The 24122-nt window shown below is 49.0% G+C and carries 26 protein-coding genes; 13 read left to right on the plus strand and 13 right to left on the minus strand.

Going from position 1 to position 24122, the window contains the following annotated elements; translation table 11 throughout:
- Positions 1–23: 23 nt before the first annotated feature.
- Both coaD and TSUB_RS00790 read left to right on the plus strand, forming a co-directional pair.
- Positions 24–503 (plus strand): pantetheine-phosphate adenylyltransferase, encoded by a 480-nt coding sequence (coaD, locus tag TSUB_RS00785; RefSeq protein WP_087023410.1) that lies wholly within the window; start codon positions 24–26, stop codon positions 501–503.
- On the plus strand, positions 500–1468 hold the full coding sequence (locus tag TSUB_RS00790) for a glycosyltransferase (protein ID WP_087023412.1): 969 nt from the start codon (positions 500–502) through the stop codon (positions 1466–1468). Before coaD ends, TSUB_RS00790 begins: the two co-directional genes overlap by 4 nt.
- Before the next feature lie 61 nt (positions 1469–1529).
- Here TSUB_RS00790 and lpxM read toward each other — a convergent pair whose 3' ends face one another.
- Together lpxM and rfaD are read right to left on the minus strand one after the other, a co-directional pair.
- Complete coding sequence (gene lpxM / locus TSUB_RS00795; protein WP_087023414.1) at positions 1530–2489, minus strand: lauroyl-Kdo(2)-lipid IV(A) myristoyltransferase; 960 nt, start codon at positions 2487–2489, stop codon at positions 1530–1532.
- A 46-nt stretch (positions 2490–2535) separates the two neighbouring features.
- Positions 2536–3480 carry an ADP-glyceromanno-heptose 6-epimerase gene (gene rfaD / locus TSUB_RS00800; protein ID WP_087023416.1) on the minus strand — a complete coding sequence of 315 codons (945 nt, stop codon included), beginning with the start codon at positions 3478–3480 and terminating at the stop codon, positions 2536–2538.
- 125 nt (positions 3481–3605) lie between these two features.
- On the opposite strand from rfaD, the gene TSUB_RS00805 reads away from it, so the two are divergent.
- The 3 genes from TSUB_RS00805 to tdh all read left to right on the plus strand — a co-directional run bounded on the left by TSUB_RS00805 (position 3606) and on the right by tdh (position 6589).
- Positions 3606–4247, plus strand: coding sequence for a TetR/AcrR family transcriptional regulator (locus tag TSUB_RS00805; protein ID WP_087023418.1), 642 nt, complete (start codon positions 3606–3608; stop codon positions 4245–4247).
- Positions 4248–4367: 120 nt separating this feature from the next.
- On the plus strand, positions 4368–5561 hold the full coding sequence (locus TSUB_RS00810) for a glycine C-acetyltransferase (RefSeq protein ID WP_087023420.1): 1194 nt from the start codon (positions 4368–4370) through the stop codon (positions 5559–5561).
- Complete coding sequence (tdh, locus tag TSUB_RS00815) at positions 5561–6589, plus strand: L-threonine 3-dehydrogenase (RefSeq protein WP_087023422.1); 1029 nt, start codon at positions 5561–5563, stop codon at positions 6587–6589. Before TSUB_RS00810 ends, tdh begins: the two co-directional genes overlap by 1 nt.
- Before the next feature lie 95 nt (positions 6590–6684).
- On the opposite strand, the gene TSUB_RS00820 is transcribed toward tdh, so the two are convergent.
- The 3 genes from TSUB_RS00820 to gpmM are packed head-to-tail and all read right to left on the minus strand — an operon-like array spanning position 6685 to position 10235.
- Complete coding sequence (locus TSUB_RS00820) at positions 6685–7488, minus strand: divergent polysaccharide deacetylase family protein (RefSeq protein ID WP_087023424.1); 804 nt, start codon at positions 7486–7488, stop codon at positions 6685–6687.
- Positions 7489–7500: 12 nt separating this feature from the next.
- Positions 7501–8685: a peptidoglycan DD-metalloendopeptidase family protein gene (locus TSUB_RS00825; protein WP_087023426.1), complete on the minus strand. Its 1185-nt coding sequence runs from the start codon at positions 8683–8685 to the stop codon at positions 7501–7503.
- 8 nt (positions 8686–8693) lie between these two features.
- A complete protein-coding gene (gene gpmM / locus TSUB_RS00830; RefSeq protein ID WP_087023429.1) occupies positions 8694–10235 on the minus strand; it encodes a 2,3-bisphosphoglycerate-independent phosphoglycerate mutase in 1542 nt (513 codons plus the stop codon).
- A 407-nt stretch (positions 10236–10642) separates the two neighbouring features.
- On the opposite strand from gpmM, the gene TSUB_RS00835 reads away from it, so the two are divergent.
- The 4 genes from TSUB_RS00835 (at position 10643) to cysE (ending at position 13639) form a co-directional block, all read left to right on the plus strand.
- Positions 10643–11089: a rhodanese-like domain-containing protein gene (locus TSUB_RS00835; RefSeq protein ID WP_087023431.1), complete on the plus strand. Its 447-nt coding sequence runs from the start codon at positions 10643–10645 to the stop codon at positions 11087–11089.
- 67 nt (positions 11090–11156) lie between these two features.
- Entirely contained in the window at positions 11157–11633 is a 477-nt protein-coding gene (gene secB, locus TSUB_RS00840; protein ID WP_087023433.1) for a protein-export chaperone SecB, read from the plus strand.
- Between the two features lie 15 nt (positions 11634–11648).
- The gene (gene gpsA, locus TSUB_RS00845) at positions 11649–12659 is read left to right on the plus strand and encodes an NAD(P)H-dependent glycerol-3-phosphate dehydrogenase (RefSeq protein WP_414718368.1); all 1011 of its coding nucleotides are present in this window, start codon (positions 11649–11651) and stop codon (positions 12657–12659) included.
- 161 nt (positions 12660–12820) lie between these two features.
- Complete coding sequence (gene cysE, locus TSUB_RS00850) at positions 12821–13639, plus strand: serine O-acetyltransferase (RefSeq protein ID WP_087023437.1); 819 nt, start codon at positions 12821–12823, stop codon at positions 13637–13639.
- On the opposite strand, the gene TSUB_RS00855 is transcribed toward cysE, so the two are convergent.
- The 3 genes from TSUB_RS00855 to TSUB_RS00865 form a co-directional block, all read right to left on the minus strand.
- Positions 13636–14100, minus strand: a complete 465-nt coding sequence (locus TSUB_RS00855; protein WP_087023439.1) for a tRNA (cytidine(34)-2'-O)-methyltransferase — start codon at positions 14098–14100, stop codon at positions 13636–13638. The two genes, cysE and TSUB_RS00855, sit on opposite strands and share 4 nt — an antisense overlap.
- 81 nt (positions 14101–14181) lie before the next feature.
- A complete protein-coding gene (cpxA, locus tag TSUB_RS00860; RefSeq protein WP_087023441.1) occupies positions 14182–15534 on the minus strand; it encodes an envelope stress sensor histidine kinase CpxA in 1353 nt (450 codons plus the stop codon).
- On the minus strand, positions 15534–16217 hold the full coding sequence (locus TSUB_RS00865) for a response regulator (RefSeq protein ID WP_087023445.1): 684 nt from the start codon (positions 16215–16217) through the stop codon (positions 15534–15536). The genes cpxA and TSUB_RS00865 overlap by 1 nt, the downstream gene beginning before the upstream one ends.
- A gap of 183 nt (positions 16218–16400) precedes the next feature.
- Between TSUB_RS00865 and TSUB_RS00870 the strand changes: the two genes are divergently transcribed.
- The 3 genes from TSUB_RS00870 (at position 16401) to pfkA (ending at position 19110) form a co-directional block, all read left to right on the plus strand.
- On the plus strand, positions 16401–16889 hold the full coding sequence (locus TSUB_RS00870; RefSeq protein WP_246616385.1) for a CpxP family protein: 489 nt from the start codon (positions 16401–16403) through the stop codon (positions 16887–16889).
- Between the two features lie 118 nt (positions 16890–17007).
- A complete protein-coding gene (fieF, locus tag TSUB_RS00875; RefSeq protein WP_087023447.1) occupies positions 17008–17913 on the plus strand; it encodes a CDF family cation-efflux transporter FieF in 906 nt (301 codons plus the stop codon).
- 234 nt (positions 17914–18147) lie between these two features.
- Positions 18148–19110 (plus strand): 6-phosphofructokinase, encoded by a 963-nt coding sequence (gene pfkA, locus TSUB_RS00880; protein WP_087023449.1) that lies wholly within the window; start codon positions 18148–18150, stop codon positions 19108–19110.
- A 134-nt stretch (positions 19111–19244) separates the two neighbouring features.
- Here pfkA and tpiA read toward each other — a convergent pair whose 3' ends face one another.
- Positions 19245–20012 (minus strand): triose-phosphate isomerase, encoded by a 768-nt coding sequence (tpiA, locus tag TSUB_RS00885; protein WP_087023451.1) that lies wholly within the window; start codon positions 20010–20012, stop codon positions 19245–19247.
- Positions 20013–20298: 286 nt separating this feature from the next.
- Here tpiA and TSUB_RS00890 point away from each other — a divergent pair, with 286 nt between their 5' ends.
- On the plus strand, positions 20299–20646 hold the full coding sequence (locus TSUB_RS00890) for a 5-carboxymethyl-2-hydroxymuconate Delta-isomerase (protein ID WP_087023453.1): 348 nt from the start codon (positions 20299–20301) through the stop codon (positions 20644–20646).
- Positions 20647–20718: 72 nt separating this feature from the next.
- Here TSUB_RS00890 and TSUB_RS00895 read toward each other — a convergent pair whose 3' ends face one another.
- The 4 genes from TSUB_RS00895 to glpX all read right to left on the minus strand — a co-directional run bounded on the left by TSUB_RS00895 (position 20719) and on the right by glpX (position 23778).
- Positions 20719–21030 carry a DUF3135 domain-containing protein gene (locus tag TSUB_RS00895; RefSeq protein WP_087023455.1) on the minus strand — a complete coding sequence of 104 codons (312 nt, stop codon included), beginning with the start codon at positions 21028–21030 and terminating at the stop codon, positions 20719–20721.
- Positions 21031–21210: 180 nt separating this feature from the next.
- Positions 21211–21954, minus strand: coding sequence for an FAD-binding oxidoreductase (locus TSUB_RS00900; RefSeq protein WP_087023457.1), 744 nt, complete (start codon positions 21952–21954; stop codon positions 21211–21213).
- Positions 21955–21963: 9 nt separating this feature from the next.
- The gene (locus TSUB_RS00905; protein ID WP_087023459.1) at positions 21964–22587 is read right to left on the minus strand and encodes a helix-turn-helix transcriptional regulator; all 624 of its coding nucleotides are present in this window, start codon (positions 22585–22587) and stop codon (positions 21964–21966) included.
- A gap of 183 nt (positions 22588–22770) precedes the next feature.
- Entirely contained in the window at positions 22771–23778 is a 1008-nt protein-coding gene (gene glpX, locus TSUB_RS00910) for a class II fructose-bisphosphatase (RefSeq protein ID WP_087023461.1), read from the minus strand.
- Positions 23779–24122 lie beyond the last annotated feature (344 nt).

Below are 24122 nucleotides of genomic sequence, written 5' to 3' on the forward strand. Positions count from 1 at the left end.
TATCAGTGGAAGGCGTGAACGCCATGCAAAAAGCGATATATCCGGGGACGTTTGATCCGGTCACGAATGGTCATTTTGATTTGATTAAACGTGCAGCATCCATTTTTGATGCTGTGGTGATCGGGGTTGCTGAAAGTCCAAGCAAGAACACCCTGTTTAGTTTGCAAGAGCGTGTGGCGCTGTTGCAGGAGACCTGCAAAGACTTACCGAATGTCTCTGTCGCTGGGTTCACCGGATTGTTGGTGGACTTCGCCTCTGAGCAACACGCCAATATCTTGGTCCGAGGGTTGCGCACGACGATGGATTTTGAGTATGAGTTTGGTTTGACGACCATGTATCGACGCTTAAAGCCGGAACTGGAAAGCCTGTTCTTGACCCCTTCAGAAGAGTACGCGTTTTTATCTTCCACCTTGGTGCGTGAAGTGGCGATTCACGGCGGTGAGGTAGAGAACTTTGTTCCAGAATGCGTACATGCCGCGATTCAGCAGAAGGTGAAGCGATGAATATCCTGCTCTACATCCGAGCGACACTGCCTGTGACCAACTATGGTGGTACTGAGCGCGTGGTATGGGATTTAGCGCAAGCCTTGCACAACTTAAACCATCAAGTGACTTTGCTGGCCGGTGTCGGTACGAAGAGTGATTTCGCCCGAGTGATTGAATATGATCCGGCTTTACCCTTTGATCAGCAAGTGCCGGATGATATCGACGTTGTCCATTTTCACTCCGCGTTTGAGCCAACACGAAAACCGTATGTCCTGACTCAACATGGCAACTCTGATGGACCCATCGACCCCAATACCATCTTTGTCTCGTCTCAGCATGCACAAAACCATGGTGCGAGTGCCTTTGTGCACAATGGTCTGAACTGGGACAATTATGTAAGGCCTGATCTTTCGGCACGTCGTGAACGAATGCATTTTCTTGGGAAAGCAGCTTGGCGAGTGAAGAATGTTCAAGGGGCAATTGATATCACCCGCAAGGCGAAAGTGGGCTTAGATGTGATGGGCGGTCATCGCCTTAACTTTAAGATGGGCTTTCGTTTTACGCTTGATCGACACGTGCGTTTCTGGGGCATGGTGGATGATAAAGTGAAAGCGCGGGTGATGTCGCAGTCTGCAGGACTCGTTTTTCCCGTCACTTGGCATGAACCCTTTGGCTTGGCGATTACAGAGAGCTTGTATTTTGGCTGCCCGGTGTTCGCCACGCCTTATGGTTCACTGCCTGAACTGGTTACTCGCGATGTTGGTGTTCTGTCTGCGAATGAAGCGGAGCTTGTGACTGCGGTGAGCGATGCGGCGCAGTTTGATACTCAGCGATGCCATGATTATGCTCGAGATGTTTTTGATGCGATGACCATGGCCAAAGCGTATGCAGGCTATTATGAACAAGTGGCGAATGGCAAACCGTTACACCAAGATCTTGGCGCCATCATTACTGACTTTAAGCGTTTACCCTATCAGCGTTAATGATATCGAGACAACACCCGTGGATGAAAAAGGCATGCTTGTTAGCATGCCTTTTTCTTGATTAATGACCAATATACGGGTCTTTGCCATCCGGTTGTGTTTTGAATAGCTTAAGAATCCACATGTATTGTGCAGGATCGTCAGCGAGCATCTCTTCAATATACTGATTCATGCGGCGCGCATCTTGAGTTTCATCACCAGAAGGGATGTCAGTGACCGCGGGCAAGATCCTCACTTCATATTGCCCCGTCTCAATATTGTAGGTTGAGGTGATGGGCACGACATGGGCGCGGCATAGTTTTTTGAGTTTACCGAGCCCGGGCAGCGTCGCCTTAGTTGTCGCGAAGAAATCGACAAACACACTGTTATCCGGGCCGTGGTCCTGATCAGGGAGATAGTAGCCGAGGTAGCCTTGGCGGATAGCCTTGATGAAAGCTTTAATACCCGCGCTACGATCATAAATACGGCCACCGTACTGAACACGCTGGCGATGCATTAAGTAGTCTAGTAGCGGGTTGCGTTGGGCATTGGTGAAGCCAACAACAGGTAGACCGTGTGAAGCGAGCAGTATCGCGCCAATATCGATCGCCCACGTGTGGGGCACCAGTAGAATCACCTTTTCATCGTTGTCGGTGTATTGGGTGAGGTTCTCTATGCCATGGATGACCGAATTACGCTGAAACCAGCGGCGACTACGCAAGCTTAATGAGGCGAAGCCCAGTAAATAGGCACCTGCAATGGTCAAACAACGATGCAAAATAGCGTTGCGCTCGGCGTCACTTTTCTCAGGAAAGCAGATACTCAGGTTGTACCATGCTTTATAGATAGAGCCACGGCGTTTTTTGACCAAGTAGGTCGCTGCTTTTTTGGCAATCCAAACTCGAAAGCGGTTAGGGCTCAACGCGAGAGGAATGCCGAGCAAGATTGCCAACCAAGTGCCCCAGTGTTTCGGCGCAAGATAGTGGCGGCCAAACTCAGGGTTATACGCTGTAGGATCGTAGTCGTTTCGAGTATCGGTCATAAAGAAATAGTCGGCGGCACTTTGTCCGCCGTTTATCTAGTCGAAGTTAAGCGTTGCTGATTGACAGGTAAAGTGCTGTGCCTTCCGCGACGGTAAGGAACGCTTCACTGTAACCCGCTGCGCGGAGTTTGGTGAGGTCAGCCTGCGTGAACTCTTGATACGCGCCTTTAAGGTGCTCAGGGAAAGGAATGGTTTCAATCTCCCCTTTGCCGTGGTGCTTGATCACGGCATTTGCCACTTCTTCAAACGTTTCAGCGCGGCCCGTACCACAGTTAAAGATGCCTGATACGCCGCTCTCAAGGAACCATAGGTTCACTTTACACACGTCACCCACATAGATGAAATCACGTTTGAACTCGCCACTGCCTGCAAACAGCTTAGGGTTTTCACCGGCATTCATTTGGTTATTCAGGTGGTGCGCAACGGAAGCCATGCTGCCTTTGTGTTCTTCGCGTGGACCATAGACGTTGAAGTAACGGAAGCCAGTAATTTGCGATAAGGTTTCACCATGGGCTTCAGCATCAGCCCAAACACGGCGGACATAGTTGTCAAACTGTTGCTTAGAGTAGCCATAGACATTCAGCGCACCTTCATAGGCTTGCTCTTCAATAAAGTCGCTATCTCGACCGCCATAGGTTGCGGCGGAAGAGGCATAAAGAAACGGAATCTCTCGCTCTAAGCAGTAGTGAAGGAGTTCTTTTGAATACTCGTAGTTGTTGAGCATCATGTACTTGCCATCCCACTCCGTGGTGGCTGAACAAGCGCCCTCGTGAAAGACAGCATCGATAGGACCGAAGTCATCACCCGCCATGATTTGAGCGATGAAGTCCTCTTTATCCATGTAGTCTGCAATATCGAGATCAACGAGGTTTTTGAATTTCTTACCGTTTTTCAGGTTATCGACAACAAGAATGTCATTGTAACCTTGCTCGTTAAGGGCTTTTACGATGTTGCTGCCGATCATGCCAGCACCGCCGGTGACTATAATCATGGGGTTATCCTGAGCTATTCATCCAAATACATTACTGCGTTATACCTGAGCAACGTGGCGTTGCAAAGGGCTAACTATGATAACATCAAACTATCTGATATTGCTGCATAGAGTCCGATATAGCGATGAAAACCCGCGACCGAATTACCCAAGGAGCGCTGGAGCTGTTTAACGAGCACGGCGAGCCGAACATCACCACAAACCATATCGCCGCGCATTTAGAGATCAGTCCCGGTAATCTTTATTATCACTTTAGGAACAAAGAGCAGATCATCGATAGTATTTTTGATGCTTATGCCAACGACCTCAAATATAGCTTTAGCCCCAAAGCCAACTACAGTTCAGAAGAGTTGCTGACTTATCTAGACGCGATATTCATGTTGATGTGGCGTTATCGATTCTTTTACGCCAATTTGCCTGATATTTTGAGCCGTGATGAGCACTTACAAGAGAAATACCTGCAAGCACAAGAAGTCTCTCATCAGAATATTGTGACCTTGCTTGAGAGCTTTCGCCATACAGGATTGCTCTCTCTTGGGGATAAAGAAATGCAAGGGCTGGCGAACACGCTAAAGCTGGTTATCTCTTGTTGGGTGGCCTATCAAACGGTGCAAGCGCCGAAAGCACGGATTACGAAATCCGTCGTCTATCAAGGTGTTTTGCAGGTATTGTCGATTATGAAACCGTTAACAACGGGGCTAGGTAAGCAGCGTGTGATTGAACTTGAGTCACATTATAGTGATCAAGTGCAGCAAGATCTGGTGTAGGTGTCAGTTTTATACAATACTTGCCGCCAATGCCCAGTGACAATGACTGGATAAATCCGCAAATGCGGGATGACTGTCTATGTAAGTCGGTATTTCGCCGACTATCTATCGGGAGTGCTCATGTCAGCTTCATTCTATCAACACATTCAGCAGCAATTGGACGGCGTTAAGGCTGATGGTCTTTACAAAAGTGAGCGTATTATTACGAGCTCACAGCAGGCAAAAGTCGACGTATCAACGGGCGACCAAGTCTTAAATTTCTGTGCGAATAACTATTTGGGATTGGCTAACCACCCGGAACTGATCAAAGCGGCGCAAGTCGGTATGGATCAGCATGGCTTTGGTATGGCGTCTGTGCGTTTCATCTGTGGTACGCAAGATATTCATAAAGAGCTCGAGCAAAAACTATCAGATTTCTTGGGGATGGAAGATACCATTCTGTACACCTCGTGTTTTGATGCCAACACCGGTCTATTTGAAACGATACTTGGCCCAGAAGATGCGATTATCTCTGACACCTTGAACCACGCTTCGATCATTGATGGTGTGCGTCTTTGTAAAGCGATGCGTTTCCGTTATGCCAACAATGATATGGCTGAGCTAGAAGCACAGCTTAAAGCTGCGAAAGAGAAAGGCGCGCGTCACACGCTTATCGTGACAGACGGTGTGTTCTCAATGGACGGTGTTGTCGCCAATCTACCGGCTATCTGTGATCTTGCAGAAGAGTATGGTGCATTGGTGATGGTTGATGACTCTCATGCCGTAGGCTTCATGGGCGACAATGGTCGTGGTACTCATGAGTATCATGATGTGATTGATCGTATTGATATCATCACTGGTACCCTGGGTAAAGCGATGGGTGGTGCCTCAGGCGGCTACACATCCGGTAAGAAAGAAGTGATTGACTGGTTACGTCAACGTTCACGCCCATACCTGTTCTCTAATTCTGTTGCTCCAGCGATTGTCTCTGCATCTATTCGTGTGATCGATTTGTTGAAAGAGAGTGGTAGCTTACGCGATCAGCTTTGGGACAACGCAGAACACTTCCGTCGTCGCATGACGGAGGCAGGTTTTACTATGGCGGGCGCAGATCACGCTATCATTCCTATTATGCTAGGTGATGCCAAAGTCGCGGCAGAGTTTGCAGAGCGTGCGCTAGCACGTGGCATCTATGTTGTTGGCTTCTCTTTCCCTGTTGTGCCGCGTGGTCAAGCACGTATTCGTACCCAAATGTCAGCAGCGCACAGCCGCGAGCAACTGGATCAGGCGATTGACGCCTTTATCGAAATCGGTAAAGAGATGGAGCTAATCTAATGAAAGCGTTAGCGAAACTCAAAGCGGAACCGGGCATTTGGATGACAGAAGTGGAAAAGCCAGAACTTGGCCACAATGATCTGCTTATCCGTATTAAAAAGACCGCGATCTGCGGGACTGATGTGCATATCTACAACTGGGACGAATGGTCACAAAATACCATTCCTGTGCCTATGGTGGTTGGCCATGAGTACGTCGGTGAAGTTGTTGGCATTGGCCAAGAAGTGCGTGGGTTTGAGATTGGCGATCGTGTCTCAGGCGAAGGGCATATTACCTGTGGTCATTGCCGAAACTGTCGCGGTGGTCGCACTCACCTTTGTCGCAACACCATCGGTGTGGGTGTGAATCGTGAAGGTTCTTTCGCTGAATACCTTGTGATTCCTGCCTTTAACGCGTTCAAGATCCCAGAAAATATCTCTGACGATTTGGCGGCGATTTTTGACCCATTTGGTAATGCAGTGCATACCGCATTGTCATTTGACCTTGTTGGTGAAGATGTCTTGATCACTGGCGCAGGCCCGATCGGTATCATGGCGGCGGCGGTTGCCAAGCATGTTGGTGCTCGTCACGTTGTGATTACCGATATCAATGAATACCGCCTCGATCTTGCCCGTAAAATGGGCGTGACACGCGCAGTGAATGTGGCTACCACCAATCTTGATGATGTGATGGAAGAGCTAGGAATGACAGAAGGCTTTGATGTGGGCCTTGAGATGTCAGGTGTCCCAGCGGCCTTTAATGCCATGCTAGAGAACATGAATCACGGTGGTAAAGTGGCCCTGTTGGGGATTCCACCGTCACACATGGGTATTGATTGGAACCAAGTGATTTTCAAAGGCCTTGTCATTAAAGGTATCTATGGTCGCGAGATGTTCGAAACCTGGTACAAGATGGCGAGCCTGATCCAATCTGGTTTAGATCTGACCCCCATCATTACCCATCACTACGGTATTGATGATTTCCAAGCGGGCTTTGATGTCATGCGTTCCGGCATGTCAGGAAAAGTTATTCTCGACTGGGAAGCATAATCGGTTTTTATCCGGGGCTCTTTTAGGCCTGTCCACTCGGGCGTGGTGCCATTTGAGCTTAGCCGCAGCACTTCGGTGCTGCGGCTTTTTTGATCTTACGGTTTAGGGCGCGGCGATGGCATTCGTTTATCGGGTTGACTGAGCGATTGTTGCCAGAGCTCGGACACTTTGACTAACTCTATGTTGAGTGTCGGCAGTACCGTGGCCAAGACTTGCAGTGTTAATGGATGAGGGTGCGCAATCGCAACGGCGAAACCATGCTGGTTCGCGGTCGTTTCAGCCAAGGCGAGTTGTTTTCGAATAAAATGCTCATCTTGGAAGTGGTCGAGGAAAATATGGCGTCGCAGTGTGGGGAGCTGATGTGCGATCGCCGTGCTACCCGCCACACTATCAACGGTAGTGACACTATCAAGGTAGCTAAGGCCATTCAGGGAAAGACGTTGCATTAGCCAGTCCATGCGTTCGTTGTTCGCGGTGAGCGATGAACCCATATGGTTGTTCATTCCGATCGCTTGAGGCAGGCGGGCGATAGCCGTGTCGATGTGAGCAAGGTAAGTCGCTTTGTCCATACTGGCGAGTAAGGTGTTGGGCTCTAAAGGGGCTTGGCCTGAGGGCTCCATCGGCATATGGATGATGATATCACGCCCCTGCTGAGTGGCTTCTTCTGCGATGACTTGATCGTAAGGCGTAGTGGGTAAGATAGATAGGCTGATTTCTGCGGGGAGCTGATCCAAGCCTGCGGGAAAACTGCGGTAACCGAGGTCATCAATGACAATGGCGAGTCTTCCCGGTTCGCCCTGATGATTTGCCGCAGCAAGTAGCGGCGAACTCATCCAGCATAGAATAAAGAGAAGCGTGTGAAAGCGAAGTTGGTGCCAATGTGAAATCCATTTCAACATTGCCGATATCCTTTATTTCAGCCAAGGTTGCGGGTTAATGGGTTGCCCTTTTTCCCGAATTTGAAAATAGAGCCCACTTTCTGTTTGTCCGCCACTGTCGCCAACAAGGGCAATGGTTTCCCCCGTACGAACGGTATCGCCGACCCCTTTCAATAGGCTCTGGTTGTAGCCGTACAGGGTCATCGTGTCTTTACCGTGATCGACCATTAACATGAGCCCATAGCCACGTAGCCAATCAGCAAACACGACTTGGCCGTCTTGTACGGCTTTGACCTCGCTACCAAGAGGGCTGGCGATAACCATCCCTTTCCAGCGAAGCTGGCCCGTTTGTGGACTATTAAATTTCTTAAGGATTTTCCCTTCTACCGGCCAAAGTAATTGGCCTTTATTGACTTGTAAGCCAATTAGCTCAACGGTTTGCGCTGCAAGGCGAGCGGCTTCTTCGGCTCGGGCCGCCTCTTCGGCACGCGCTTGTTCTTCTGCTCGTGCCATCTCATCCAATAAGCGGTTTTGGTTGGTCTCTAGCTCATTGAGGTAGCCTTCACTCTCTTTCAACTGGCCACGAATTTGAGCAACTGTGTTGCGCTGTCCTTTCTGCTCTGCGAGCAGCGCGGCTTGTTTTTGCTCGAGCTCAGCGGCGAGGGCAGCTTTGGCTTCGGCCTGCTTTGCAAGTTGATGACGAGTGAGACGAAGCTCAGTTTCGGTGGCCGCGAGTTGGCTTAGTGCTTGAGTACGCGCCTTGCTGAGATAGTTCGCATACATCTGCATGCGATCTTGATTTTGGTTTTCGCCAGGACTAAGCAGATCCGCTAAGGGCTGCTGCTGACTTTGTCGATATTGATGTAACAAGAGCTCTTCAATAAGGGCTTGTTGCCCCTTCTGCTCTTGTTCGAGCGTCGACAATGTACGATTGAGATCGGCAATCTCGATTTCAATCTGTTTCGCTTCCTGCTGTGCCGTGTGAACTTGCTGGCTGAAGCCGGAAATGCGCTTGTCTTGCTGCTTCAGTGACGCTTGTAGTTCCGCGAGCTGCTTTTGTTGTTGGGTAATCTGTGAGTTTTGGCGAGCGATCTCTTGTTGTACACCTTGTAGTTGGTCTTGAGAGGCGGCGCTACCAAACGCGAGGCATAATAAAACGCCAGAGCATATTGCTCTGGCGTGAATGGATCGTTTGATCGTTGAAATCACATTCCGCATGGGAAAGATTATTTCACGTCAAACAGCACCTTACCAGTCATCTCAGCAGGGATTTCCATCTCTGTGAGTGATAGCATAGTTGGCGCGAGATCGGATAGGCAACCACCTTCTACAATGTTGACATCTTTGTCGCCCACGTAGACGAGCGGCACTGGCAGATTGGTGTGCGCAGTGTGGATACCACCCGTTTCTGGGTTGATCATCATTTCTGCGTTACCGTGGTCAGCGGTAATCAGCAGTTGGCCGTTGACAGACTCAATCGCTTCAACCACTTCACCGATACACTTATCCAGCGCTTCACACGCTTCTACGGCCGCATCGTAAACACCGGTGTGGCCAACCATGTCGCCATTCGGGTAGTTACAGATGATGTAGTCATATTCACCACCTTTAATCGCTGCGGTCAGTTTTTCGGTTAGCTCAGCAGAGCTCATCTCAGGCTGCAGGTCATAGGTTGCCACTTTTGGCGAATTAACCAGTGAGCGAACTTCACCGTCAAACTCTTGCTCAACACCACCGTTGAAGAAGAAAGTAACGTGTGCGTATTTCTCTGTTTCAGAGATACGTAGCTGCTTTTTGCCGTGCTTTGATAGCCACTCACCAAGCGTGTTCTCAAGCGTTGCAGGCGGGTAACCAATGCTCAGTGGGATGTCGGCTGCGTATTCAGTCAGCATCACGAAGTCAGCGAGTTGAGGGAACACTTTACGCTCGAAGCCCGCAAAGTCAGTCACGAAAGTGCGAGTGATTTGACGCGCACGGTCAGCACGGTAGTTCATGAAGATAACCGCGTCGCCATCTTGGATTGCTGCTGATGGTTGGCCTTCCGCTTGGATAACGGTTGCTTTAACGAACTCGTCGTTCTCGTCACGTGCATAAGCCGCTTCAAGACCTTCAACGGCGCTCGCAGCATTGAACTCAGCTTCTGCTTGCGTCAGCAGGTCGTAAGCAACTTCAACGCGATCCCAGTTGTTGTCACGGTCCATTGCGTAGTAGCGACCCACGAGAGAAGCAACACGGCCTTTACCTAGCTTCGCAAACAGCGCATCGAAACGCTCTAGCGAGTTTTGCGCACTGCGAGGTGGCGTATCACGGCCATCAAGGAAGCAGTGAAGGAAAATTTGCTCTGCACCGCGCTTCGCTGCCATTTCTACGGCAGCAGCAATGTGGTCTTCGTGGCTGTGTACACCACCTGGAGACATTAGCCCCATAAGGTGAACGGCTTTACCTGCTTTTACGGCTTTATCGATAGCAGTGACAAGCGCTTCGTTCTCAAAGAAGTCGCCGTCAGCAATAGATTTAGTGATTCGGGTTAGGTCTTGGTAAACCACGCGGCCTGCACCAATGTTGGTGTGTCCGACTTCTGAGTTACCCATTTGACCGTCTGGTAGACCGACATCCATGCCTGATGCTGAAATCAGGGTGCTGGCACGGTCTGCCATGAGTTTGTCCATAACTGGGGTATTCGCATTCGCGATTGCGTTGCTTTGCGTGTCTTCACGGTAACCCCAACCATCTAGAATTACCAAAGCCATTGGCTTCTTCGCAGACATAACCTGTCCTCTCTAATCTAAGTAAATTAAAACTTCTCTCCGATACCTTGCAGCCTTAAAGTGACGATTCAGCGTTTTCACTGTTTCGAAACAGCTAATTAGGCATCGTAAATGCGCTAGTCGCGTAATTTTACTACAAAATAACCGCTGAACTGTAGGATAAGATCAAACTATCCCCGTACTCAACGATAACGGTTATGTAAAATATATTCATTTTGATTAAAAAGTGTAAGGGTGCAGTGTTGAATTTCTGTCGTAATTTAACCTTATAGTGATGATGTTTATGCGGAGAATGCAGCATTTGTGGTGAGCGTTGGCGCGGTTTTACGGGTGAGCGCTGTACAACACAAGCAGCACAGGTATACTCATTCGCCTTACCTTTATTGCAACACAGAGCTAGATAAAAGATGCAAGAGTTTATGGATTTTATTTCGAACAACACCATGCTGTCTCTGGTATGGGTAGGTTTGTTCGTCGCACTGATTGCCTCAATCGTTAAGCAGAAGACAGCGGCTTATGCCACTGTTGATGCGCAAGGCGCGACCATGTTGATCAACCGTGAAGAAGCCGTGGTTGTCGATATTCGCAGCAAAGACGAGTACAACAAGGGCCATATTGTTGATGCATTTCACGTTTTGCCGAGTCAAATCCGTGATGGCAATACGGCGTCGCTTGAAAACCATAAATCTGCCCCAATCATCGTGGTATGCAAGACAGGTCAAACAGCGCAGGAGAGTGCTAACCTGTTAGCGAAGGGCGGTTTTGAGCGTGTTTACGTGCTAAAAGATGGCTTGATTGGTTGGAATGAAGCCAAAATGCCTCTTGTTAGCGGTAAAAGAGCGAAGAAAAAATAATCCCTATTTTTTGCGCGAAGGTATTCGCGCAACTATTTTGAATTGATATTACCTAAAGGAATTTCCCATGGCTGAAGCAGCGCAACCAAATCAAGAGCAACAAAACTTTCAAATTCAACGCATCTTCCTAAAAGATGTGTCTTTCGAAGCGCCAAACTCGCCGGACATGTTCCAAAAAGAGTGGCAGCCAGACGTTAAGCTTGATCTCGATACGCAGAGCCGTCAGCTAGCTGAAAACGTGTACGAAGTTGTTCTACGCCTTACTGTTACTGTGAAAAATGCTGATGACACTGCGTTCCTATGTGAAGTTCAGCAAGGCGGTATCTTCAGTGTTGAAGGTATGGAAGCACCGCAACTGGCACACTGCCTAGGCGCGTTCTGCCCGAACATCCTATTCCCATATGCGCGTGAAACGATTTCAAGCCTCGTTGTTAAGGGTACCTTCCCTCAACTAAACCTAGCGCCAGTAAACTTCGACGCACTGTTCATGAACTACCTGCAAAAGCAAGCGGGTGAGCAGAGCCAAGAAAACGCAGAAGCGTAATCGCCTATGACTGAGATGACAAACAGCCCTATCACGATGTCTGTGTTAGGCGCTGGGTCTTACGGTACTGCGCTCGCAATCTCATTGGCACGAGATGGTGCCAATGTGATTTTGTGGGGGCATGAGCCTGAACATATTGCACAGCTGGAAATTGATCGTCGCAACGAAGAGTTTCTGCCTAGTGTCGATTTTCCTGAGTCACTCATTGTGACCAGTGATCTTGAACAGGCGGTGCAATCGAGCCGCGACCTATTGGTCGTTGTGCCGAGCCATGTGTTTGGTTTGGTGCTCGGGCAGGTGAAGTCCTTCCTTCGTGATGACTCGCGTCTTTGTTGGGCAACCAAAGGGTTAGAGCCAGAGACGGGGCGCTTATTACAAGATGTCGCGTATGAGCAGCTAGGCGAGTCGATTCCTTTGGCTGTATTGTCCGGCCCGACGTTTGCCAAAGAGCTTGCATCAGGGATGCCAACAGCCATCTCAGTGGCCTCAACCAATGCTGAGTTTGTTGCTGATCTTCAAGAGACAATTCATTGCAGTAAAACATTCCGTGTGTATAGCAACTCTGATTTTATCGGTATGCAACTCGGTGGAGCAGTGAAAAATGTCATCGCTATCGGTGCTGGCATGTCTGACGGTATTGGTTTTGGTGCTAACGCGCGTACTGCTTTGATTACGCGTGGTCTGGCTGAAATGTGTCGTTTAGGTGCGGCTTTGGGCGCGCAGCAAGAGACCTTCATGGGCATGGCGGGTCTAGGTGATTTGGTACTGACTTGTACGGATAACCAATCACGTAACCGTCGCTTTGGTCTCGGTCTCGGTAAAGGAGGCAGTGTTGACGCGGTACAAGAAGAGATAGGTCAAGTCGTTGAAGGCTATCGCAATACCAAAGAGGTGTGGGCGCTAGCGCAACGCCACGGTGTTGAGATGCCCATCGTTGATCAGATTTATCAGGTTCTTTATCAAAACAAAGACGCACGCCAAGCGGCGAAAGACTTACTGGCAAGGGACAAAAAAGGCGAGTCTTGAGTCTCGTAAAATGTCATCTCTCAATAAAAAGCGCACCATAGGGTGCGTTTTTTTGTTGCTGCGTTGTATTTTTTGACCAGAAGGTTACAGTTATCAGAGTAGGAAGCCATGCTGCGTAAAAATGCAGTGAAGTCAGGTATTGAACAGGTAGTGAAGTAACAATGGAATGCCATAAGCATCAAGTGTGGGAGTTAGTGCGCGCAGAAGCCAAGCAACAGTCGGAACAAGAGCCGATGCTGGGCAGTTTTTACCATGCAACGATTCTTAATCACGATAACCTTCAGGGTGCGTTGAGCTTTATTCTGGCAAACAAGCTAGCAACCCCTTCTATGCAGCCAATGGCGGTACGAGAAGTGGTTGAACAAGCCTATCGCAATGATCCTCAGCTGTGTGAGGCCGCCGCTTACGATATCAAAGCGATTGTTGAGCGTGACCCTGCTGTCGAGATGTGCTCCATTCCGTTGTTATACCTCAAAGGTTACCATGCGCTGCAAGGCTACCGTGTGGCGAACTGGCTATGGAAAGAAGGCCGGCAAGCACTGGCGGTGTATTTGCAAAACCAAATTTCTGTCGCTTGTCAGGTCGATATTCACCCGGCCGCAAAAATTGGCCGTGGCATCATGCTTGACCATGCGACGGGCATTGTGGTGGGTGAAACCGCCGTGATTGAAAATGACGTATCAATTCTTCAAGACGTTACCTTGGGTGGTACGGGTAAAGAAGGGGGCGATCGTCATCCTAAGATCCGTGAAGGTGTGATGATTGGTGCTGGAGCGAAAATCTTGGGTAACATTGAAGTTGGCGAAGGGGCGAAGATTGGCTCTTGCTCGGTTGTACTTAACCCTGTTCCGCCGCACACCACGGTGGCGGGGGTACCGGCGAAAATTGTCGGACGTCCCGCATCCGACAAACCATCAATGGATATGGACCAGCAGTTTAACGGCCATAGCCGGACCTTTATTGGCGGCGACGGGATTTAAACCCCACCTTCAAAGCCAAATTGTCGCCATGCTTCATAAGCTATCACGGCGACAGAGTTAGATAAGTTGAGGCTGCGACTGTCTGGTTGCATTGGAATGCGCAGTCTTTGTTCTAACGGTAGGCTCTCAATAAACGCGGCGGGTAGACCACGCGTTTCCGGTCCGAATAGCAGTACATCGCCTTTTTCGAACTTGGCATTGGTATGGAAGTTGGTTGTTTTGGTGGTACAAGCAAACAGGCGACGCCCTTCCATTGCTGCTAAAAAAGCATCAAAGTTAGGATAGCGATGGACATGGGTTAAATCGCGATAGTCTAACCCCGCGCGACGTAACTTCTTCTCTTCAAGGTCAAATCCTAGCGGTTCAATCAAATGCAGTTGACCACCTGTATTCGCAGTCAAGCGAATAATGTTGCCCGTATTCGGGGCGATTTCCGGTTCATATAGCGCGATATCAAACATCGTAGCGCAACTCTTGTTCGTGTGAGTGATAGGCTATTCTACAAAAAACCGCCCCAAGTAGGGCGGTTTGTGATGAAAAAGTTAACCGTTTAAGGGTAACGTCATGGTGACACAGAGGCCGCCGGATTCACTTTCACTGGCTGTGATGACGCCGTTGTGTTGCCTGACGGCACTCTCGGTAATCGAGAGTCCAAGACCGGTGCCACCACTATCCCTGTCGCGTGCCGTGGATACACGATAGAAGGGGCGAAAAATATCATCTCGCTCGCTTGCGGGAACGCCGGGGCCGTCGTCGCAAACATGAATGACTAACTGTTGCGGCTGTGCATCAAAATTGACGGTAACGGATTGGTTGGCGTATTTGATGGCATTACGAGCGACGTTTTCAAGCGCGGAGCAAAGCAACGCCGGATGGGCATGCAGCGACCACGGCTTCAACCCATGCCACTGTAATCGCTTGCCATTTTGCTCCGCTTCAAACTCTGCGTCTTTAAGCATTTCTAGCCAAACACTTTCGGCATCCGTCAACTCGTACTCTGAGTGGCTATTCACCTGCATACGTGACAGTTCCAGTAGCTCTGCAATCATCTGCTCTAAGCGCTCCGCTTCCGTCTCGATGCGGCTTAGCTCATTGCTCTCCCCCTGTTTACGCACGGCTAAGGCGGTCGCCATCCGCAGACGTGTTAATGGTGAGCGCAGTTCGTGCGAGATATCGGAAAGCAGGCGCTGTTGGCCCGATATCATCTGATTGAGGGAGCTGACCATATGGTTAAAGCTGCGGCCTGTATTGACGAACTCACTGGGCCCTTTCTCAAGCTTTGGATCGGTTTCTAGCTCGCCGCGGCTTACTTTCTCAGCGGCTTGTTGCAAGCGGCGAGCAGGTTGAGTGACCGCCCACGCTAACCACAGTAGAAGCGGCGTGCTGATGAGCATGGTGACCAGCAGAAGTTGAAAAGGTTTGTCTAAAATACGTAAGAACCACGGTGGTGGCCGTTGCCAACGTCGAGATAAGTACATATAGGCCGAGCCATCATCGGCTTGGACAAGAAAAGGACCGGAGACCATCCAATGCCCGTAGAGTTTCTGCTGCGGCTCACTGGGGTCATAAGAGAGAGAGGCAAAGTTGCTAAGGATGCGGCTTTGCGGAATGCCTTTACCTATTGACTCGCCCTCATCGTCCGTGAAGTAGGCCTTAAAAGAAAACTCACGCTGACGCTGACGAATTAACGCTATCTTATCTTCTAACGAGAGTGGCAGACTCGACATTCTTTTCATCGCCTTTTGCACATCATTAAAGTGCTCGCGCGGAATGTTGTGCTCCGATCGTGGGTCGAACTGCGGTACGGCCAAAAGGCCAATCACAACGATCAGCAGTGTGAACCAAAAAGTGGCAAATATACGACCATAGAGGCTCGAAATACGCGGCAGATTCATCAGCCTTCCTCTACGAGAAGATAGCCTTTACCACGCAGCGTTTTTAGGCGCGGTTTACCATCAACGCGTTCAGGTAATTTTTTGCGTAAATTGGAGACATGCATATCAATCGCGCGGTCAAAGGGTGAGAGCCGTTTGCCCAGGACTTCAAGGCTGAGATCGGCTTTTGAGATAACTTGTCCCGGCGCTTGTAAAAAGTAGCTCAACAGCGCCAGTTCTGTCCCTGTCATTTCTATCGCTTGATCTTGGCAATAGACCTCTTGCCGACCCGGGTAAATAACGATGTCTTGGAAAGAGAGTTGATCGGGTTGGTTCTTCGGTGTCCCTTGTGTACGGCGCAAGATAGCGCGCATCCTCGCTAGGAGTTCACGATCACTGAAGGGTTTGGGGAGATAGTCATCTGCGCCAAGTTCAAGACCAAGAACGCGATCAATCTCATCCCCTTTTGCGGTGAGCATTAACACCGGGGTGTCGAAGCCTTCACGTAAGCGACGCAGCATATCCATGCCATTCATTTGAGGCATCATTACATCCAGCAGTACGAGGTCGACACTGCTAGAGAGTTTCTCTAAGCCTTCTTCGCCGTTGCTGGCTTGCAGCACGGTAAACCCTTCCATGGTCAAAATGTCGCTGAGTAAATCACGGAGTTCTTTATCATCATCAACGAGCAAAATGGTGTTCATTGTTTTTCCTCTGGCAGGGTGGTTATTTCTATCAGTATCTCTGAAAGGGGTTTTGATTGCCAAGATTGATAGACGTAGCTTTACCCATCTTTACGTTGGCGCGACTCATGTTTACATCTGGCGGCGTATTCTAAACCTGTAGCAAGCAAACAGCGCATTACCCCCAACGACCCGGAGTGAAACATGATGAAGAAGCGTACTATTTTAGCAACGGCGATTGCCTTACCATTGGTGATGACATCTGCAACAGCGGTTGCATTTGGAGGCGGTCATCAGGGAGGAAAAGGTCAATGTCAGGCCAATCCGCACAAAATGTTACGTCAGTTGGATCTGACGGCAGAGCAAAAAACGGAATTGAAAGCACTGCGTGAAACACACCGCGCTGAGATGAAAGAAGATCGCCAAAATAACCGCGATACGCGACAAGCTCACCGCGAGGCGATGCAAGCCTTGATGCTATCTGCAGACTTTGATGAAGTTGCCGCCGAAGCGTTAGCTGCTGAAATGAGTGAGCGTCATCAGCAACGCCAAGTAGAGATGATGTCAAAACGCCATCAGATGCTGAGCATTTTAACTGATGAGCAGAAAACGCAGTTAACGGAGCTGCAAGAGAAGCGTTTTGAGCGCTGCCAGCAGAAAATGGAATCACGTGGTGGCAACCGTCAAGCGTAAGTCAATGTAATCTAGATTGAAACGTCGGCATTGGCCGACGTTTTTGTCTTACTCTTGTCTTCTTAGCGTGTATACTTGTTCATCATTGAACCAGACGATAATCCGTACAAGGTAAATGATGACTTCCCAGTATGCCCGTCTCGTACAGACCGCTGCGTGGGCAGCAACCCTCGTTGCGACACTTTTGATGCTTGTTAAGCTTGGTGCTTGGTGGCATACCGGCTCAGTGACAATGCTCGCTTCACTGGTCGACTCCTTACTTGATATGGCTGCCTCAGTCACGAATCTCATTGTGGTGCGTTATGCGCTACAACCCGCAGACGAAGAGCATACCTTCGGCCATGGTAAAGCGGAATCACTTGCCGCGCTCGCTCAAGCGATGTTTATTACTGGCTCAGCCTTTTTCCTTCTTCTGAATGGCTTTGAACGCCTGTTTAGGCCGCAAGACTTGGTTGAACCTGGCTATGGTGTGGCAGTCAGTGCTTTTGCCATTGTCGTGACGCTATTGCTGGTGACTTTCCAGCAATACGTGGTCAAAAAGACAGGTAGCCAAGCGATTGCCGCAGACTCATTACATTATCAATCTGATCTTTATATGAATGTGGCGATTATGGTCGCTTTAGGATTAAGTTGGTGGGGGTGGGGTCAGGCAGATGCGCTCTTTGCGATCGGTATCGGGGTTTATATTATTAAAGGTGCCCTTATGATGGGCTATGATGCTGTGCAGACTTTGCTCGATCGGCAATTGCCTGCTGAAGAAGTCGATAAAATCGAAAAGCTTGCCTGTGGTGTCAGGTTGGTAAAAGGGGTGCACCAAGTGCGTACCCGTCAGTCAGGTCCTGTGAAGTTTATTCAATTACATTTGGAGCTTGATGATGACTTGAAGCTAGTGGATGCCCATCGGGTTGCCGATCAAGTGGAAGACTTGCTTGAAGTGGCGTTTCCGGGCGCAGATATCATGATTCACCAAGATCCTGTCTCGGTTGTCGATACAAAACGCGAGCATAAAGGGGATATTTGCTAACATTTTGGTAGCAAATGAAAGTCAAACAATGGAATAATTACAGGTCGGCGCTGAAAGTCAGGGTCGAACGTGATGTGAATCAACAAAGTTTTTTATCAAAATTGTAATACTCCTACATTAGTAAGAAAGTTACAGTTTATCAGGCGGGGCAGAGAGGGTCTCTGCAGATTGGGAGGGGGAACCCCAATCGCTCGTTTCAGGAATTTTTTCAATTCCCAATGTCAGAGGGTAACCATGATTAAGAAGATTGGTGTATTGACCAGTGGTGGTGACGCACCGGGTATGAATGCTGCAGTTCGCGGCGTGGTACGTTCAGCATTGTCTGAAGGTTTAGAAGTTTATGGAATTTATGACGGCTACCTAGGCCTTCATCAGAACCGTATTGAAAAATTAAACCGTAACAGCGTCTCAGATATTATCAACAAAGGCGGTACTTTCCTTGGCTCTGCGCGTTTTCCAGAGTTCAAAGATGAGAAGGTGCGTGCTCAAGCTATCGAAAACCTGAAGATGCACGGTATCGACGCGCTTGTTGTTATTGGCGGTGATGGCTCTTACATGGGTGCTAAGAAGCTAACCGAGATGGGCTTCCCATGTATCGGTCTGCCAGGCACTATCGATAACGACGTTGCAGGTACGGATTATACTATCGGTTACCTGACAGCCTTGAACACGGTGATCGATGCGATTGACCGTCTACGAGATACGTCGTCATCACACCAGCGTATCTCTATCGTTGAGGTAATGGGACGTCACTGTGGTGATTTGACGCTGATGGCTTCGATTGCTGGCGGCTGTGAGTACATCATCACGCCAGAAGTTGGCTTGAACAAAGATGAGCTGATTTCGAAGATCAAAGAAGGCATCTATAAAGGTAAGAAGCACGCTATTGTTGCCATTACCGAGTTGATGACGGATGTCAACGAGTTGGCGCAGTACATCGAAGCCGAAACAGGCCGCGAAACACGAGCGACGATTCTCGGTCACATTCAACGTGGTGGTCAGCCAACGGCATTCGACCGTGTTTTAGCCTCACGTATGGGTGCTTACGCGGTTGAACTTCTGATTCAAGGCGAGGGTGGTCGTTGTGTGGGCATCCAAGAAGAGAAGATGGTTCACCACGACATTATCGATGCGATTGAAAACATGCGTCGTCCATTCAAGAAAGACATGTACGAACTGGCGAACAAGTTGTTCTAATTGTTTTGATTGAAAATAAAAACGCAGCCAAGTGCTGCGTTTTTTTATGTCTGCGATCCTTTGAAGAAAGGATGTTCAACATAGAAAAAACGCGCCACAGTGGGCGCGTTTCTAAAAGTAGCGTAGCGAGAAAATTACGCTTTTTTCGCTTCTGCCGCTGCTTTAGCGATAGCCGCAAAGCTTGCTGCGTCTAGTGAAGCACCACCGACTAGCGCGCCATCGATATCTGGCTGTGCGAAGTAAGATGCTGCGTTCTCAGGCTTAACAGAACCGCCGTATTGGATAACAACTTTTGCTGCTACGTCTGCGTTCTTCTCAGCAATGTGAGCACGGATAGTTGCGTGGATACGCTGTGCATCTTCAGCCGTTGCCGCTTTACCAGTACCGATTGCCCAGATTGGTTCGTAAGCGATGATTGCGCCTTCAAGTGCTTCAACACCGAGTGCGTTGATCACTGCGTCAACTTGACGTGCACATACTGCTTCTGTTTCGCCTGCTTCGTTTTGCGCTTCTGACTCACCGATACAGAAAACGGGTGTTAGGCCGCTCTCTTTTAGGAAGCCAAACTTCTTAGCAACGAACTCGTCTGATTCGTTGTGGTATTCACGGCGCTCTGAGTGACCGATGATGATGTGGCTTGCACCGAACTCTTTCAGCATTGCTGGAGAGATGTCACCTGTGAATGCGCCTTGTGCGTTTACGTCTACGTTCTGAGCACCCAGAATGATGTTGCTGTCAGCAAGTAGTGCTTCAGCTTGTGCTAAGTACATCACTGGTGGTGCGATGGCAACGTCAACACCTTCAACACCGTTCAGTTCGTTTTTCAGACCTTCGATCAGATCCTTGACCATTTCCTTGCTGCCGTTGAGTTTCCAGTTACCCATAACTACAGGTTGGCGCATAGCTATTCTCCAAATTTAAATTAACGTAAAAAATCGCTGATTCGTAACACTATACCAGCGGTTCCTGAAAGTTTTACTGCTTAAAATCATTATTGGGTCTGGTTGTACCTGTGCTGGGTTAAAAAGTAAACATTTGGCGCGAAAAAAGGTTCTTGAGGGAGGATTTTAGGCGAATTTAGCCAAAGAAGTGTAGGTGTAGCGACACTTCTGGTGCTTGGCTTTTGCCTCTAATTAGCGATTTGGATACCCTGAATGTTGAGCGCTTGTTAGGAAAAGGAAATGGGCGATGCCAAATCTGATAATGGAATACTCTGAGCCTGTCGCAGAGCAGGTGAATATCCCTGCTTTGTTAGATGATTTACATCAGGTGAGTTTAAATAGCGGTGTTTTTGCGGGTGATGATGTGAAGTCTCGCGCTTATGCGTGTCAGCATTGGCAAATTGGTCACACTGAAGATAGCCAAGATTTTATTCATATTACGTTTACGTTGTTAAGTGGCCGCGATGAGGCAACGAAGAAAGAGTTGGGTGCACAGCTAATGAGTGTGTTGCGTGACCGCGCCTCCAGTGTGCACAGCTTGACGATTGAAATGCGAGATATGGAGCGAGAAACCTTCACCAAGGTTTTGCAGTAACCGTTGGAATGAAAAAGAAAGCGCGACACTGAGTCGCGCTTTTTGATCCTGTCTTGAGTCCTGATGGTGTTGTCAGGAGTGGAATTGAATCTCAAACACCTCGGCTTGGTGTTCACGTAGTTGAGCGGGATCGTTGAGCGCCAGGCTGAAGCGGTGCAACTGAGTTTGTAGCTCACCCATCAACAACACGTTCGCGTGATTGGGATTTTTGCTGTAGCTGATCACTCGCCGTATATGGCTCATTTGTGCTCGGAGTCGCGGTTTCATCGCGTCGTTTGCGCGGTCTATTACCTCTTCACTCATTCGAGTGCGTAGCGCTTCAAGTTGATCCGGGTGATGCTCAGCCATGTGCATCATCTCATCGAAAGAAGGCAACTTCTGCATACTCTACTCCTTCTGCCTCTTCGCCCAATAAACTCTATTGATACTTCTGAGACTAGGAGGCATTCCGACGACCAGCAACTCCGTTGTCGACTCATTACTGAGAAATGATGGACATATGCACCAGTGTCACAACTTAACCAATTGTCATTGCGACACTTTTATTACCGCGCAATTTTTCGTCTACCAGTAGTGTTCCATGGTGATCTGTCCCGGTTCGCGGCGTAAGTGTTTTTTTAATCCGCGGGCTTCGAGGAGGCTTTTTGTCTCTTTGACCATTTCAGGGTTACCACAGATCATGACATGGCTGTTTTCAGCATCAAGAGGCACCCCAACCATGCGCTCGAGCAGCCCATCGGTTAACGCATAGGTTATTCGCCCATTAAGCGCGCCGGGGACGGGTTCGCGACTCACAAAGGGTTGCACAATCAGTTGATCTGGATAGTGAGCCTTTAACTCATTGATCTCGCCTTGGTAGCTGAGGTCAGCGGCGTAGCGGACCGCATGGATTAAGACGACTTTACGAAAGCGACGCCATACCTGCTTTTCTCGTAATATCGAGAGGTAAGGGCCAATGGCGGTGCCTGATGCAATCATCCACAGTACCTGCGCATCCGGGACTTCGTCGAGGGTGAAAAAGCCATTAGCGCGGGCAGTAATGAGCACTTCATCGCCGCTATCTAAAGCGTGTAGTCGAGGTGAGAGTAAGCCATCAGCAACACGAGTGGCATAGATCTCGACACGGTTTTCTTCGGGTGGATTGACGAAGGAGTAGGCGCGTTGAACCCTTTTGCCATCAATATCGAGTGCAAGTTTTGTAAACTGGCCCGCTTTAAAGGGTTCAATATTGGCTTCTAACACCAAACTGAACAAGTTGTTGTTCCAGTGTCGATTATCAATAACAGTTGCAGGGATCCAATCAGCCATACGTACTCCTTAGTCGTTGACAGTGATACGGTAAGCGCATCGGCGTTGACCTGCGATGATATGTTCCGTTCGGTCGACCGTGCATTGGGTGCCTAACAGGCGGCGAAAAATCTGAAGCTCAGACTGACATAATGTTTGGGATTTGGTAGCGGCACGACAAATGGGGCAATGATTCTCGACAAGCAAAAAGTCTCCATCATCGGCATCTAGTAACTCAGCCATATACCCTTCTTGCTCTCTAAGTGTAGTCAGTTTTTCCAGCTTTTCTTTGATTGTTGTGACTGAATTGAGGCTAGTTTGATAGTGCTTAAAGCTATTCTCTTCGCGCGCTCGGATGACGGCCGACATGGCCGCTTGATCTAAGGTATTCTCCATCGCTTCAATCAGCTGAATGGAGAGATCCGCGTGACGATCAGCGAAGTGCTGGTGTCCCAGTGCAGAGAGTTTCCAGTGACGTGTAGGCCGACCCACCTTGACCCTTTCGTCAAAAAAAGTGATCAACCCTTCTTGCTCTAAGCCTTGCAGGTGCTGGCGCGCGCCCATGGTGGTCATGGAAAATTCATCTGCGAGTTCTTTGGCTGTGGCGCTGCCAAACTTTTTCAGGCGTTGGAGTATTTTGTCTACCGTCTTCATTACTTACGACTTCCATCTAAAGAGCGTCTGGTAAAGCAAACACTTTATTTATTAATCCTAGCTAACTGTTTGCTGTCGCGGCAAGTGTTATAGAAAAAAATGCGTAAGGGAGGGAGATATAGCGGAAAGCGGTGAGGAGGAAAATAGGGACTGATACCGCCGTAGCGATATCAGTCGGCAGACTTACAGTACCTGCTCTTTGACTCCGTCATCTTTACGATCGAGGTAGTGAGTCGATTTGATGCGGCGGATAGTACGGCATTTACCGCGAATAAGTAGCGTTTCTGTGGTCGCCATGTTGCCTTGGCGTGTGATGCCATCGAGTAGGTCACCTTTGGTGATGCCCGTACCAGAGAAAACCACATTGTCACTGCGCGCCATATCGCCTAACGCCAGTACTTTGTTGGTTTCAATGCCCATCTCTTTACAACGCGCGATTTCTTCTTCACCAAGGCGACGATTTTCGTCGTTGTCACCTTTGACCTCATGGCGTGGAAGCAAGCGGCCTTGCATATCACCGCCCAGTGCACGAATGGCAGCAGCCGAAACCACACCTTCTGGTGCGCCGCCGATACAGTACATGATGTCGACTTCACTATCAGGCATACAAGTAAGGATAGAGGCGGCTACATCGCCATCTGGCACTGCGTAAACGCGCACACCCATCGCTTGCATTTCTGCGATAACGGCGTCGTGGCGAGGTTTAGCAAGGGTAATGACAACAAGCTCTTGCAGAGATTTGTTCAATGCAGCAGCAATGTTGTTTAGGTTATCGGCAAGCGGCAAGCTTAAATCGATTTTACCGGCAGCCGCTGGGCCAACAACCAACTTTTCCATGTACATGTCTGGTGCTTTGAGGAAAGAATCTTTTTCACCAGCCGCAAGAACAGCAAGGGCATTGTTCTGTCCCATCGCTGTCATACGTGTACCTTCAATCGGGTCTACTGCGATATCGACCGCATCACCGCCTTTACCTACTTTCTCACCGATATAAAGCATAGGTGCTTCATCGATTTCACCTTCACCAATGACAATCTCGCCATCAATATCGGTTTTGTTCAGCAGAATGCGCATTACTTCTACCGCAGCTTGATCAGCGGCGTTTTTGTCGCCACGGCCAAGCCATTTGTAGCCAGCTAGTGCAGCACCTTCTGTGACACGGGAAAAAGCCATCGCTAAGTCGCGTTTCATGATAACTCCGAAAGATAGATAAATGGGGGCTATAAACTCGGCGGGGATTCTAGCACAGCTAGGGAAACGTTTGCGTCATTTGTCGGTGGCTTTATGAAATTTTTTACTGATGACAGCGTAATGGATTGATTTTTTATTCCAAACAAAGGCGGTTTGAGTAATTGAATAAAAACGCTTGTACTTGTGTCAGCCATCCGTCAAAAGTGGTCTTTTTTCAGGCGGTCATGCCTGAAATTTATCAAATTGGGTAGCCCTTGTTCGCAAGCTGGTTACAATAGGGCTCTCTGCCTGAGGGCAACTTGTTTATCGACGCTCGGGATCGCCCGGCAATGGAAGGTGAAAAC

This window comes from Thaumasiovibrio subtropicus (assembly GCF_019703835.1).
Taxonomy (GTDB): Bacteria; Pseudomonadota; Gammaproteobacteria; order Enterobacterales; family Vibrionaceae; genus Thaumasiovibrio; species Thaumasiovibrio subtropicus.